The organism is Brevibacillus choshinensis (assembly GCF_016811915.1).
GTDB lineage: Bacteria > Bacillota > Bacilli > Brevibacillales > Brevibacillaceae > Brevibacillus > Brevibacillus choshinensis_A.
In genome coordinates, this window is sequence record NZ_CP069127.1 from 3,161,086 (window position 1) to 3,174,130 (window position 13,045).

Genomic DNA, 13,045 nt, shown 5'->3' on the forward strand with positions numbered 1-13,045 from the left:
CCTCTTATTTTTTCACTACCTTGCGCAAGTCCCAGATATACGTAGGTTGAACCTCGACGCCCTCGATGTTTTTCCTCATGCCTACGTACCCCACATCCTCGTGAAGGGAGATCCACGGTGCCTCTTCCTTGATCAGCTTGAGAGCTTCGGCGTATGATTTTTGGCGTTCCTCTGGCTTGGTCTGCGCAGCGCCGGCTTTGATCCATTCGTCGACCTTTGGATTTGCGTAGTGGGAGTAATTCGTGGCACTCGTAGACAGCAATCCGTCACTCAGTACGGAATCAGCATCTCCCGTGGAAGCAGAAGCACCTCGGACGAACAATTCATAAGTGGATGGATCTTTCAGCGTTTCCAAATACGATCCCAATTCGAGAATCTTCAGTTCCACATTCAGACCCAATTTTTGAAGGTTATTTTGGACGAACTCAGCGGCCGGACGGTCCTGAATGACGTTTGCAGCGAGGATCAAGCGAATTTTGGTACCTTCCTTGACACCAGCTTCCTGCAGCAGCTGCTTTGCCTTCTCCACATCGTAAGAATAAGCACCCACATCGCTGTAACCAAACGTTTGGGCGGCCACAGATGCTGTCGCCAGCTTTACCCGTCCTTCGTACAGTTTGTTGACCAAGGTCTCCCGGTCAATCGCGTAGTTTAGAGCCTGGCGTACTTTTACTTGGTCAAAGGGAGCGACAGTCGTATTGATGCCCACGTACAGCACCCGATTCGTCGGTCTGGAGACGACTTGCACTTCTTCATTCGATTTGAGTCTCTCGAATTCAGAAGCAGGTACTTTTTCGATCACATCTGCCTCACCTGTCTCCAGCATGATGACACGTGCCGCATTTTCCGGAACCGGTTTGAAGGTGACGGATTTTACCCCTGGCTTTCCGCCCCAATATTGCGGATTTGCCTCCAGCACAACCTGGTTTCCGGGTGTCCATTCCTTAAACGAAAATGGCCCTGTTCCGATCGGTTTTTTTGCAATGCCTTGCTCATTTTCTCGGATCGACTTGGGGCTGAGAATCCCGCTCGCTGTAACCGCCAAGTTATTCAAGAAAGGTCCTTGCGGGGTGTTCAGCTGAAAGACGACCTCGTAATCGCCATTGGTGGTGATCTTTTCGATGAATTGCCCCACCAGCACACGTCGACTCAGCTTCTTCCCTTTGTCGGCCAAACGCTCAAAGTTGATTTTCACTGCTTCGGAATTAAACGGGGTGCCATCCTGGAAAGTCACTCCCTGTCTGAGCTTGAACGTCCAAGTCTTCCCGTCCTCGGACACCGTCCAGCTCTCCGCCAAGCGCGGTACGATTTGCATTTTGTCATTGAAGGCAACCAGTGTATCCAATATTTGATAGTTAATCAGGCTGGAAATCGTATCTGTCGCATTATGTGGGTCCAGACTTACCGGATCTCCCGTCAATCCTACGATCAAATCTTTTGCTTCCACTTCGGCTCCTGGCGAAGACGTCTCGTTCGCACCGCACGCGGTTACAAGCAACGAGAAAGCCAATACGATGGGACCAGCCCATTTTGCAATCCGCTTCTGTTTCATCTACTGATCTCCCCCTTTATCGTTGGATTGAATTCAAGTTGGTGTCACACGGGATTCAAAGAGTCTGTCATATCCGCGCTCGGTGCGCATCTGAAGTTCCTTTTGCTGTTTTTCGAGCGCTCTCTCCCCGAATTCTTTCGCTTTCTCGGGACTCACGACAAAAACGCCGTCGTCATCCGCGACGATCAAATCCCCCGGATGAATGGCTACTCCACATATGCTCACGGTTGTGTTGACCTCTCCTTCGATCCCCAGTGTCCGGGTCGTAAGGGCACTCACCCCGAGCGAAAAAACAGGAAAGCCAAGTTCCATAATCGGGCGAACATCTGTCACGCAACCGGAGATGATGACGCCCGCTACTTTTTTCGTGACAGCTGCATAGGTCAAAAACTCACCCCAGCATGCGCGTTTCTCGTCACCTGACATATCAATAACGAGTACATCTCCTGGCTCAACCTGGTCCAAAGCGTGACGTATCGCCGTCGCATCCATATGTGGAATCCGTACCGTCACGGCATTGCCTACCAACCGAATCGGTCGAAACAGCGGCGTAAGCCCATTGAGAAAACCAAAATCCGTGAAATGCCCGATGGTCGATGGACTGACCGTTTTGTAAAGGTTGAGAATCTCTTGCGTTACTCCTTGCACTCTTGGTTTCACAGTAAACATGATAGCTCCCCCTTTCATTTACGAGAATCGACGTTGCAACTAACGTGCCAACAGTGAAAATATTCAGATAATATCATTTGCACTCTATTACGAACAAGGGATCCGTTCCATATTTGATACAAACGTACTAAAATAGGTACCAATCAGACATTTGCAAATGCCATTTCTCTGACCAGGAGGGAACAGCTTGACTACCAAGATAGCTATTGTGGGACAAGGAGATTTTATCAACCTGGCCAAGCGTGTTACCGCTAAGCTCGCACATCGTTTGAATGTTCATTTGCAGCTCCTGGAAATCAATCAGGCCGATTCCCCTGGCTTGGTTCCGTCCATCTTGTCACTGATCGAGAAAATCGACACAGACATCATCATCACGGGCCGTTTTATCGAGAGCCTGCTTCGAGGCAAAACCAGCATCCCGATCATTCACCTACATTTGACTCCTTCAGACATACTCATAGCCGTCAACCAATCCATCCCGTATTCGCGCCGGATCGCGATCGCCATGGCAGAGCTTGCGGATCTGAGATACGATTTCTCTGCTCTGCAAGATCTTTTGAATATCAAGCTCGAATATATCAACTACACGACTCCGGCAGAGCTGCACTCGAAAATAAGGGGATTTTCGGACGAGGAAGGCACGGTGATCGGAACGGGACTCGCGGTCAGGTATGCCCAGCAGTTCGGCATGCATGGGACACTCATTTATACCGAGAAGAGCATCATCGAGTCGATCGAGCGCGCTTTGGAAATCATTCATTTTAAAAAAGAGGAAGAAAAACGCAATCAGGCCTTTATGGCCATTATCAATTCCGTGCGCGACGGGATTATCGCAACCAACAGTAACGACGAGATTACCATCGTCAACGATTCAGCCCGCCAGCTCCTCCAGCTCCCAAACGAAAATCTCCTAGGAACAAACCTATCCGCTGCTCTCTCGCCTCTCTCCTTGCTGGAGCTTGCCCATGAAGAGAGCTTCCAGGACAAGATCATCAAATTCAGGCATATCCGGTTGAATACGACCAAAACGGGAATCTATCAAAAGAATGTCAAAATCGGCAACGTGCTAACCTTTCAGGACATGACGCATATCGAGAACATCGAGCAGAAGTACCGGCTGGAGAATGAAGCGAAAGGACAGATTGCCCGATCGCATTTTCCAGATATCATCAGCTCAAATTCAGCCATGAGTCAAACCGTGGAACGAGCCAAACGATTTTCACAGACCGACTCCACGATCCTGATCATCGGCGAGACTGGAACAGGTAAAGAGCTCTTGGCTCAGAGCATTCACAATCACAGTGACCGCAAATCGCAGCCTTTTGTCGCCATCAATTGTGCAGCCTTGCCGGAAACGCTCTTGGAAAGCCAGCTGTTTGGCTACGAAGACGGAGCGTTCACAGGCGCCTCCAAGAACGGAAAAAAGGGCCTTTTTGAAATTGCCCACAACGGCACTGTTTTTCTGGATGAGATCAATTCCATTTCCCTGCATTTTCAGGCCCGGTTATTACGGGTTCTGCAGGAAAAAGAAGTGGTTCGGGTCGGGGGAAACAAGGTGATCCCTATTAATATCAGAGTCGTCGCTGCCACCAATGAGGACTTGTTGCCTCTGGTGAAGAGCAGCAAATTCCGTGCGGATCTCTACTACCGCCTCAATGTATTGAAGCTGAATATCCCTCCGCTGCGGGAACGGCTGGAGGATGTCCCGCTGTTGACCAAGCAATTTTTGCTGCATCAAAACAAAGAGCTCTATCAGCACGTCGAACCGTGCATTGAAAAATTGTGCGCGGAGCTCAAGAAGTATACATATCCAGGCAACATCCGCGAACTATACAATATTTTGGAGCGCTTCTCTATCCTCTGCGAGCCTGAGAAAGTTCAAGATTTCGAAACCTGCAAACAGATCATCAGGGAATGCATGGAGGACCGCTCAGCGGATATAGGAAACCACGGTCAAAGTTTGGAGATCGACCTGCAGGAAAGCTATCGGGAGAGCTTGATTGCAGCAGAACGCATCATTATGACCAGATACATCGATAAATATTATGGGGATAAGACTAAGCTCGCCTCCAAGCTGGGAATGGGAAGGACGACCTTCTATAGAAAGCTGAAGGAATTGGGGATTTCGTACTGAGGGCATCAAGCTAGATAATATTCATTTGCCGGTTATGAGGCAATTGACATTATCCCTCTTGGAATAATAACGACCTTGCTCGTAAAAGTGATCCGAGAGTACAATCGGTTTTTCTGACCCGGGAGCAAGAGAGCTCAAGACTTTGCTTAGCCACTCGTTTCGCTTCCGATCCCAATCTCTTGCATTCATAACTAGTCTTCCTTTGGTTTTTTGACAACGCAAAAAGCCCGCTGAGAAGGTAGGTTTACAAAAAACCTACCAGCCTGCGGGCTGAATCAACATAACCAGAAATTCCTAGAGTACAGAACCTTACATAGGTGGTTCATCAGAGAAGTGAATTACATTACACTCCACTATTATACCAAGTAAGCCTACCGATTGGGACACGAATAAAAAGCAATACTCACGCCAAACAGTAGGAGCCAGACAATGGAGCGGGTGTTTTTCCCACGTTTTCCTTAACTGAAAGGTTTTCTTACTTTTCCTTGTTAATCCATCCACTTATTCGTTAGTTTCTCCAAATCCCCTTTGAGGGTCATTTCCTCCATCCACACATTGACCCAATTGCCGAAGACAAAGTCCCCGCGAGGCATTAAAATTCCCATTTGGCTCTTTGTAAACGTTTGGTCAGTCAACGGAGCGTAAAGCCGTTGGTCCTCTTTCGCATACGATTTCGCTTCAATGCTGTCGGTGATCATTACATCAACTTCTCCTGAGGCCACTTTTCCGGGAATCTCCAGATTTTTCTCGAATACCATGATCTGCGCGTTTTTCAAGTTTTCTTTGACAAATTTTTCGTTTGTACCTCCTGGATTGACCCCGATTTTCACGTTTGGCTGGTCAATATCAGCCAAGCTTTTAAATTTATCCTTGTCAGCCATTCGAATCAGCGGAGACTTTCCAAAATTGATATACGGACGGGAGAGCTGAGCTTTTTTTGCGCGCTCAAGGGTGCGGGTGATGCCTCCTATTGCAATGTCATACTTGTCTGCCAGCAGATCATCCATCAGTGTGGGCCATGTAGTCTTGACAAAGACGACTTTGACACCCAGATCGTCCGCCAGTTTTTTCGCCATATCGATATCGTGTCCTTCATACTCGCCTGTTGCCGGATTCAAGTATGAAAAAGGTTTGTAATCTCCCGTCGTCCCCACACGGATGTAGCCATTTTTCAGAATCGCATCGAGTCGGGATTCCACTTGCCCATACATTTCTGGACCTTTCTTGGTTTCCGCAGACATGGCATCAGTGCCGGAAACGAGCAAGCCGACAAACAGGATGAGAGACAGCGCAATGGTTAACCAATTATTACCAGTTCGTTTCATGATACCAACTCCTTATTGTTTCCTTATTTTTAAAACATTCAGATAGATTCTGTTCATATTCTGCAATTCCTTCACAAAAAATCAGAAAAACCGGGTATGGCGCCGAGTGACAATTAGGAACGAAGCAGCGGTAGTCTGAGGAATCGTAAATAAAGTCTTAGATTGCAGCTGATTTTATTGAGCTCGGTGGTGAGGTGATCAGTTGCTCCTTGAAGGTTTCAGCCATCGGGGCTGTTACAGGAGCGGCGGTACGCGGAAGCAGAATGGGCGATAAGGATGAAGATTGTCCTCGTCAAAAAATAAAGCCTTGAGGGGAATTGAGCCGCTCAAGGTTCAACCGATTCTTCCAGGAGAGTAATGAACGTAGAAGGAACACGATCCGCTAACCATACAGCATGATTGCCTTGGTAAAACGCGATCCCTTCTATCGAGGCCTTCTCAGCGTTTACTTGCAGCAAGACAGGTTTGCGGTCCTTCCGTTTTCCGACCTGCATCGCCATTTCTCTGTCGACCGACAAATGCACATACTGCCTGCCCATCGGTAGAATCCCCTCCGCGATAATCCTCTTGATGGAATCTCTGGAAGTTCCATGATAGAGAATGGAGGGGGGAATGCCAGTTGTTTTTACTATTTTCTGTGGAACCGAATGACCGTACAAAGCCCTTATCTGAGAGGCATCGAGCCCCTCCATTCTACGTTCATCACGTTTCCCGGCCCCGCCTACCAAGTCCGCCTGAATCTTTCCTGCATGCGGCCCGGATATTCGCTTGGCAAACGGCTGATGTCATCCAGATAGCTCCACTGCTCAGGCGTGAGCGACCAACCGACAGCTCCCATATTTTGTTCAAATTGAGCAAAGCTGTTCGCCCCTATGATTGGGGACACAATTCCTTTTTTGCCTAACAACCAGTTCAATGCGACCTGTGACGGCGTTTTTTCCGTTTGGCGCGCCACTTCATTCACTGCTTGGACAATCTCGAAATTTTTCGGCGTAAACTTGTTCTGGTAATCAAACTCCCCGCTTAATCCGAGAGAGAATCGACCGGCGTCCGGCTTTTCAAGCGAACTGTATTTACCCGTTAAAAGACCTCCTCCTAGCGGCCCCCATGGAATGATCCCTACCTGCTCCTCCTGGCACAGCGACATGTGCTCCCGATCCATTTCCCGGCTCACCAGGCTGTACTGCTGTTGAATGGAAACGAAGCGTACATAGTCTTTGGCATCGCTGCAGGCCAGCGATTTCATCAGCTGCCATGCGAGAAAGTTGCAGCAGCCCACATATCGTATTTTTCCCGCCTTAACCAGATCGTCGAGCGTCCGCAACGTTTCTTCCAACGGGGTTTCGTGGTCCCATACGTGCAATTGAAACAAATCGATGTAGTCGGTATTCAAACGGTGCAGGCTTGCCTCCACGCTATCCACTAGATGTTTCCGGGTAGAGCCCCTGTCGTTCGGGTGAGGTCCGACTGCAATCCCCGCCTTCGTAGCAAGCACGACCTGGGCTCTGCGCCCTTGGATCGCTTTCCCCACAATCTGCTCGGAAACTCCTTCTGTATAAACATCCGCCGAATCGATAAAGTTTCCGCCAGCATCAAGAAACTGATGCACCATGCGGATTGCCTCCCCCTCCTCTGTTGACCCGCCAAACAGCATGGTTCCCAGGCACAATTCCGATACGAGCAGTCCGCTTCTTCCTACTTTCCGGTGGTTCATTTCCGTTCCTCCTTGCGTATTTTCGGGACACAGCTATGATTTCCGTGTCGCACTCTTCTAATCGTAGCTTGAATGCGTGAAAGAAAAAGGGTATTATCTAAGCCAAAACTTCACCCTTTTCTAAAAACGGAGGACCAAGAATGAACCCCAACGAGCATTACATGACGATCCTGATGTCACCCCAGGCAAAACGTGCCAAGGACGGAATCGTCTCGATCACGGTCCAGGAGCTGGCGGAAATTCTGTACTGTACGCCGCGAAACGTGAAGATGACCCTGCGCAAGCTGATCGAGGATGGCTTTATTGAATGGCGTGGCGGTGTAGGCCGGGGCAACCTTTCACAGATGCGCTTCCTTCGGGATTTGGAGGATGTGGTGGGCGAACACTTTCTGGACCTGCTGGACAAGGGCAAAATCAAAGAGGTCATGGATCTGATCTACCATAAAGATTTACCCCTTCCCTTGCGCAATAATCTGCGTGGGCAGCTCGACCAGCAGTTTGGCCATCGAGTGGAACAGAAAGACACTGCTGCCGTCGACGTGCTTCGGGTAAAAATGACCCGGAGATCTGCATCCCTCGATCCCGCTTTTGTATCCAGCTCGGCTGAAGCCTTTATTCTTCGGCAAATCTGCAATACGCTGGTTTCCTTCGATCCCAGGACCAATACCTACACTCCGGCACTCGCCCATGACTGGGAATGCAACGAAGATGGAAGCCGGTGGACGTTCTTTTTAAGGAAGGGTGTTCGTTTTCACCACGGGCGAACGCTTACCAGCAAAGATGTCCGGTATACGCTGGAACGACTCCAGGATGTGAATTCTCCATCGCGCTGGCAGTACCGGGAGATCGAACGAGTCGAAATCGAATCCGACCATGTGATCTCCTTTTCCCTGCGTCGGCCCAATCGCATGTTTTTGCATTTTTTCGGTTCGTTCTATATGTCGATCATCCCTTATGACGTCGAGTATTCGGAAAGAACCATGATCGGTACGGGGCCATTTCGTATCGCCGAGTTCACAGACCAGGCGATTGTCCTGGAAGCGCATGAGGATTATTTCCTGAATAGACCTCTCTTGGATCGGGTCGAGTGGTGGATGATGCCAAAGGACGCCCCGGACGATCTGTATCAGCTCCCGAGGCTGGGGAGCGCTCCGCTTCCAATCAACTCGCCTAGCGGTGAATTTGAAGCGGTACTGGAGGGCTGCCAAGTCATCGTTTTCAATTTTAGAAAAAATGGGATTCATCATCATCGAGCTTTTCGTCAGTCCGTCCGGCTGCTATTCGACCGACTTGCGATCATCCAAGAATTGAAAGGAAATCGGATTGCACCGGCGGACAGCTTTTTCCCCGAAAAAAGCAAGCATGCCCACTACGGGAGGCCCACGCTGGAAGAAGCGGCGACTTCTCTTGTAGAAAGCGGGTATCGGGGTGAACCGCTGAAGCTGTACTATCTGGACAGGAAGGAATTGCGGGACGACGCCAGATGGCTGCAGCTGCGATGCGAATCGATCGGGCTGAACATCTCTCTCCATCCTTTTTCGCTGTCCGAATACTATACGACCGATGCGGACCAAGAGGCGGATTTGCTTCTCATCAACGAAGCGCTGGAGGACGATACAGAATGGGGATATCTGCGGCTGCTGCAGGATGAAGCCAGCTTTGTGCATCGATTTTTCGATCTTGAGCAGCATGCTTGGGTGGAGGAATACCTGGACAGCATGGTTCAACTGCCGTCCCGGGATTTGCGTGATCGGATCGCGGATCGAATCGAACAGGAAATGCGCCATGAGAATTGGGTCTTGTTCGGTTACCACATCAACCGGGTATCGAAGCATCATCCTGCGCTTCATGGTCTTTACCGCGATTCCTTTGGGTGGATTGATTTCACAAAGGCATGGATTCGAAAAGGGGCGGAGGCGAGATCAGATAAAAAATCCCCTTCCTAGAAAAGGGGCGATTTCCGCTCTTGCGGTCCCGCTCCCTTTCTAATTAAGGGGTTGTTCGACTTTAAGCTTTTGCATTGGTGCAAGAATGCAGTGGACTGCTACATCTTCACCAGCGTCAGCCCTCCCGCCACAAACTCTAATCCTAGTATGGCTTTTAAAGAAGGGACCTCCGAAAAGAACAATTAAGAAACGACGAGCAATGTCGCGATCTCTGTCATGTTGTTCGACTATTTGTATCCGATCTTAAAGCCGGCGCCAAGCAAGAGGTTGACGATGAAGAATACAGGCAGTACATACAGCTGATACTTCACGATATCGGAAAAACCTTCCCACATGTACTTCACCTGGTAGGCAAAAACGGAATTCGCCAGGAAAAAGGCGGCGATCAAAATGACGACGGATAGTACCATGGCTCTGCCGTGACCCGCACCTTCTTACAGATATCCGTCTTTCATCATGTTGGCGATCGGGGTGTCTATCTTGTGAAAGGAAGCTTTCGCTCTTTCGGCCAGCTCTGCCGCGGCTTCGTGCGCTTTCCTCACCGCTTGCTTCTCATTCACCGTGAGCACGACGCGATTCTCCATGACAAACTGCCCGTCAATGATCACCGCCTCTACTTCGCTGCCTTTCGCGGAATAAATCAAGTTCGGAATGATGTTGCGAATCGGTTCCTGGATGATCGGTACTAGGTTCGGGCTATCGAAATCGACGATGATCACGTCTGCTTTTTTCCCTTTTCGCAAAGAACCGATTTCATGCCCGAGCCCAATCGCTTTTGCGGAATCAATGGTAGCCATGCGCAGTACCTTCCACGATGGGAAGACGCGCGGGTCCTTCACCTTGCACTTGTTTAAGATGGCTGTGAATTTCATCTCGTTGAACATGTTGTTGCAGTTGTTGCCAGGCGCCTGATCGGATCCGAGTGCCAGTCGATTGCTTACCTCCAAAAACTCCGCAGCCGGCGGCACGATGCCATCGATAATTCCGATGCTTCCCGAGCAAAGGATCATGGCAGCACCCGAACGGCCCAATACGTGCGTCTCCTCCCGCGTCGCCTCGGTGAGGTGCACGGCCATGAGACGCTCATCCAGATAATTCAGTTCCTCTAGAAATTGGATGCTCCTCTTCCCGTACCTCTTGATCATTTGGTTGATTTCCCGATCTCCCTGGGCCACGTGCATATGGATGCTCGTGTCGTACTTGTTGGCCAGTTCTTTGACTTCCAGCAGGAGTTCCTTGGACATCATGTCCGGCCCCTGAGGACCCAGGAGGCAAGTGATGCGTCCATTCTCTTTCCCGTGCCATTCTTCGAGGAGGGCGATATTTTCCTTCAGCTTTCGCTGTCCGATCGCCGAATCAAAGGTGTACAGCTCGCCCACTTTCACATCGCTCAAATCGTCCGGGAGCTCGTTTACCATTTCGGTGACCCTGGCCCTCGTCCCGAGCATCGCATGATTTTTCACAATCTCGCGCATCGGCTCGTCGTAATCGCAGAAGGTCGTCGTACCCGCTTTCAGCCCTTCGATGATGTTGACCAACGAGCCCGCGACCCGATCTTCAGGGGTCAGCACTTTATGGAAGGGCCATAGCCCTTTTTCCATCCAGTTGTCCGTATCCTGTGACAATCCTCGCAATAGTGCGATCCCGGAATGGATATGAGCGTCGATGAGACCCGGCATGACAACTTTCCGGTGTGCATCCACATAGCGGTGGGCTTTGTAGTCCTGAAGCACTTCCGACGTTTCCCCCACGACTTCGATGAGATTGCCTTTGATCCCGACAGCTCCGTTTGGGATGGCGCCTACTCCTTCTCCCTCCATCGTGATCACGGTACCGTTGTAAATGATGATATCCAGCATGTGAAAGTCCTCCTTTTGGCTTTTGGCGTATGGCTATTGGCTCTGCACCAACTTCTTTACGCCACGTTTTCTATGTTTTTCGCGGCCCGTGCTTTCTTCTTCACTTTTTTGTTCAAGATCCAGAAGATCGCTATGATCAAAACAGCCTGTCCGCACAAGCTCGGAATCGCTTGCCCCGTCATTCCCCCGACTAGGAAGCCGCAAACCGTCGTCGCTGCGATAATGAGCGCGTACGGCAATTGCGTACGGACGTGCTCGATGGGGTCGCAAGCGGCGGCTGTTGCGGTCATGACGGTCGTATCCGCGATCGGCGAGCAGTGGTTTCCAAACAGGCCGCTGCTGATGACTGCTCCTATGACCAAGGGAAGCGACAACCCCATGCTGTGCGCCATCGGAATGGCAATCGGCATGAGAATGGCCCATACTCCCCACGAGCTCCCGGTCGCGAACGAAATGAGGGCACCGATCACGAAAACGCAGGCTGGAACAATGCTTGCAGGCAGGAAGCCATCGATCAGCTGAGTGATGTATCCCCCTACGCCCATTTTGCTGGTGACCGCACCGATCGACCAGACCATGACCAAAATGAGAGGGACGTTCATCATCTGCTTGACGCCCTTCACCCAGTCATCCACCGCTTGCTGAAAGGTGCGCAGGCGAGTCACAACCGCCATCGACGACGCTCCGACCGCTCCTGCCAAAAATCCGATGGAAATGGCAGTGACAATATCTCCATGCAAGAAAGCGCCTACAAAACCATTCGTTCCAATTTCCCCTGTCCAAAAAATCACCGAGAAGATCCCGATGAAAAGAAGCCCCATCGGAACAAGGAAGTTCCACAAGCTCGGACGATAACCGGACGGCAGCGCATCTTCCTCATTTTCCGAAACCATCGGGACGTCATTCTCCCCGATCAGCTCTCCCGTATCGTCAGCCCTTTTTTGCGCCTGGTACATGCCGCCGATATCAAACCCGGTGAGCACCACGAAGGAAACCGTCAGCATGGCAAACAGTCCGTACAGGTTGAAGGCGAACATATCGAGGTAAACGGACCATGGATTGTCGCCAAGCTGCAAAGCCACCAGCTGCGGGGCGATCAGTCCGATGATAAAGGGCCCGTAGCTGCTGATGGGAGAAAACGAAGCGAGTGGACCGCCCATCGAGTGGAGAATATAAGCCAGCTTTACTCTCGCTACCTTAACCTTGTCCGTAATGGGCCGCATCACTGTGCCCAGAATCAGAATCGGCTCCGTATAGGAAAACAGGAACGCGCATGCCCACGTCATTAACTGTGCCTTTTTCTTCGTGTTGATCTTCTTCGTAATGATTCTTGCAAAAGATTCGGCTGCTCCCGAAACTTTCAGGCTATAGATGAATCCTCCGGCAAGGGAAACGAGAATGAGCAACGATGCGTTTCCTTTGTCGCTGACAGACGGGACCACGAAGTCGGAAATAACTTTGACGAGTCCCTCGACCGGATTCCATGCATTGAGAATCGTGGCCCCTACCCAAACCCCTGCGAATAAAGACAATAAGGTCTGCTTGGTCTTTAAAGCGAAGATAATGGCTACTAGCGGCGGGATAAGCGAGAGAATGCCATACTCCATGTAGTGAACCTCCCTTATGATCGTTTGTTTTACTGCTCCCCCGTGTCAAAACATCGGTTCGTCGATTCGAAAGTGCAGCCTCCTCATCTATCTAAAAATTAATTATATTTAATATAATAGCAATTGTATTGCGATAATCAAGAACAAAAATTACTCACATTACTTTTTTATTACCCATATTTATAATTTCTAAATTCACTCAATTCGATCGCTTCCGAATCCCAACAGTCTTCTACAGG

10 protein-coding genes are annotated in these 13,045 nt (G+C 50.1%); 2 read left to right on the plus strand and 8 right to left on the minus strand.

The window, feature by feature from the left end; translation table 11 throughout:
- Positions 1–4: 4 nt before the first annotated feature.
- On the minus strand, positions 5–1,552 hold the full coding sequence (locus JNE38_RS15970; RefSeq protein ID WP_203254665.1) for an ABC transporter substrate-binding protein: 1,548 nt from the start codon (positions 1,550–1,552) through the stop codon (positions 5–7).
- 33 nt (positions 1,553–1,585) lie between these two features.
- Positions 1,586–2,221 carry an RraA family protein gene (locus tag JNE38_RS15975; protein WP_203254666.1) on the minus strand — a complete coding sequence of 212 codons (636 nt, stop codon included), beginning with the start codon at positions 2,219–2,221 and terminating at the stop codon, positions 1,586–1,588.
- A gap of 187 nt (positions 2,222–2,408) precedes the next feature.
- Here JNE38_RS15975 and JNE38_RS15980 point away from each other — a divergent pair, with 187 nt between their 5' ends.
- Entirely contained in the window at positions 2,409–4,355 is a 1,947-nt protein-coding gene (locus JNE38_RS15980) for a sigma 54-interacting transcriptional regulator (RefSeq protein ID WP_203254667.1), read from the plus strand.
- A gap of 488 nt (positions 4,356–4,843) precedes the next feature.
- Here JNE38_RS15980 and JNE38_RS15985 read toward each other — a convergent pair whose 3' ends face one another.
- From JNE38_RS15985 to JNE38_RS15995, 3 genes are all read right to left on the minus strand, one after another.
- On the minus strand, positions 4,844–5,680 hold the full coding sequence (locus JNE38_RS15985; RefSeq protein ID WP_203254668.1) for a transporter substrate-binding domain-containing protein: 837 nt from the start codon (positions 5,678–5,680) through the stop codon (positions 4,844–4,846).
- A 326-nt stretch (positions 5,681–6,006) separates the two neighbouring features.
- On the minus strand, positions 6,007–6,372 hold the full coding sequence (locus JNE38_RS15990) for an RNA 2'-phosphotransferase (RefSeq protein WP_203254669.1): 366 nt from the start codon (positions 6,370–6,372) through the stop codon (positions 6,007–6,009).
- A 29-nt stretch (positions 6,373–6,401) separates the two neighbouring features.
- Positions 6,402–7,394, minus strand: a complete 993-nt coding sequence (locus tag JNE38_RS15995) for an aldo/keto reductase (RefSeq protein WP_203254670.1) — start codon at positions 7,392–7,394, stop codon at positions 6,402–6,404.
- Positions 7,395–7,534: 140 nt separating this feature from the next.
- Here JNE38_RS15995 and JNE38_RS16000 point away from each other — a divergent pair, with 140 nt between their 5' ends.
- The gene (locus JNE38_RS16000; protein ID WP_203254671.1) at positions 7,535–9,340 is read left to right on the plus strand and encodes an ABC transporter substrate-binding protein; all 1,806 of its coding nucleotides are present in this window, start codon (positions 7,535–7,537) and stop codon (positions 9,338–9,340) included.
- A gap of 227 nt (positions 9,341–9,567) precedes the next feature.
- Here the strand turns inward: JNE38_RS16000 and JNE38_RS16005 are convergent, their stop codons facing one another.
- The 3 genes from JNE38_RS16005 to JNE38_RS16015 are packed head-to-tail and all read right to left on the minus strand — an operon-like array spanning position 9,568 to position 12,806.
- Positions 9,568–9,750, minus strand: a complete 183-nt coding sequence (locus JNE38_RS16005) for a hypothetical protein (protein ID WP_203254672.1) — start codon at positions 9,748–9,750, stop codon at positions 9,568–9,570.
- Between the two features lie 24 nt (positions 9,751–9,774).
- Positions 9,775–11,199, minus strand: a complete 1,425-nt coding sequence (locus JNE38_RS16010) for an amidohydrolase family protein (protein WP_203254673.1) — start codon at positions 11,197–11,199, stop codon at positions 9,775–9,777.
- Positions 11,200–11,255: 56 nt separating this feature from the next.
- Positions 11,256–12,806, minus strand: coding sequence for a Na+/H+ antiporter NhaC family protein (locus JNE38_RS16015; protein ID WP_203254674.1), 1,551 nt, complete (start codon positions 12,804–12,806; stop codon positions 11,256–11,258).
- Between the last annotated feature and the right edge of the window lie 239 nt (positions 12,807–13,045).

What these genes read in the sequence shown, in the direction of transcription:
- JNE38_RS15970 (WP_203254665.1), bottom strand. Translation starts at nt 1,552, where the DNA reads ATGAAACAGAAGCGGATTGCAAAATGGGCTGGTCCCATCGTATTGGCT.
- JNE38_RS16005 (WP_203254672.1), bottom strand. Translation starts at nt 9,750, where the DNA reads ATGGTACTATCCGTCGTCATTTTGATCGCCGCCTTTTTCCTGGCGAAT.
- JNE38_RS16000 (WP_203254671.1), top strand. Translation starts at nt 7,535, where the DNA reads ATGAACCCCAACGAGCATTACATGACGATCCTGATGTCACCCCAGGCA.
- JNE38_RS16015 (WP_203254674.1), bottom strand. Translation starts at nt 12,806, where the DNA reads ATGGAGTATGGCATTCTCTCGCTTATCCCGCCGCTAGTAGCCATTATC.
- JNE38_RS16010 (WP_203254673.1), bottom strand. Translation starts at nt 11,199, where the DNA reads ATGCTGGATATCATCATTTACAACGGTACCGTGATCACGATGGAGGGA.
- JNE38_RS15990 (WP_203254669.1), bottom strand. Translation starts at nt 6,372, where the DNA reads ATGGAGGGGCTCGATGCCTCTCAGATAAGGGCTTTGTACGGTCATTCG.
- JNE38_RS15995 (WP_203254670.1), bottom strand. Translation starts at nt 7,394, where the DNA reads ATGAACCACCGGAAAGTAGGAAGAAGCGGACTGCTCGTATCGGAATTG.
- JNE38_RS15985 (WP_203254668.1), bottom strand. Translation starts at nt 5,680, where the DNA reads ATGAAACGAACTGGTAATAATTGGTTAACCATTGCGCTGTCTCTCATC.
- JNE38_RS15975 (WP_203254666.1), bottom strand. Translation starts at nt 2,221, where the DNA reads ATGTTTACTGTGAAACCAAGAGTGCAAGGAGTAACGCAAGAGATTCTC.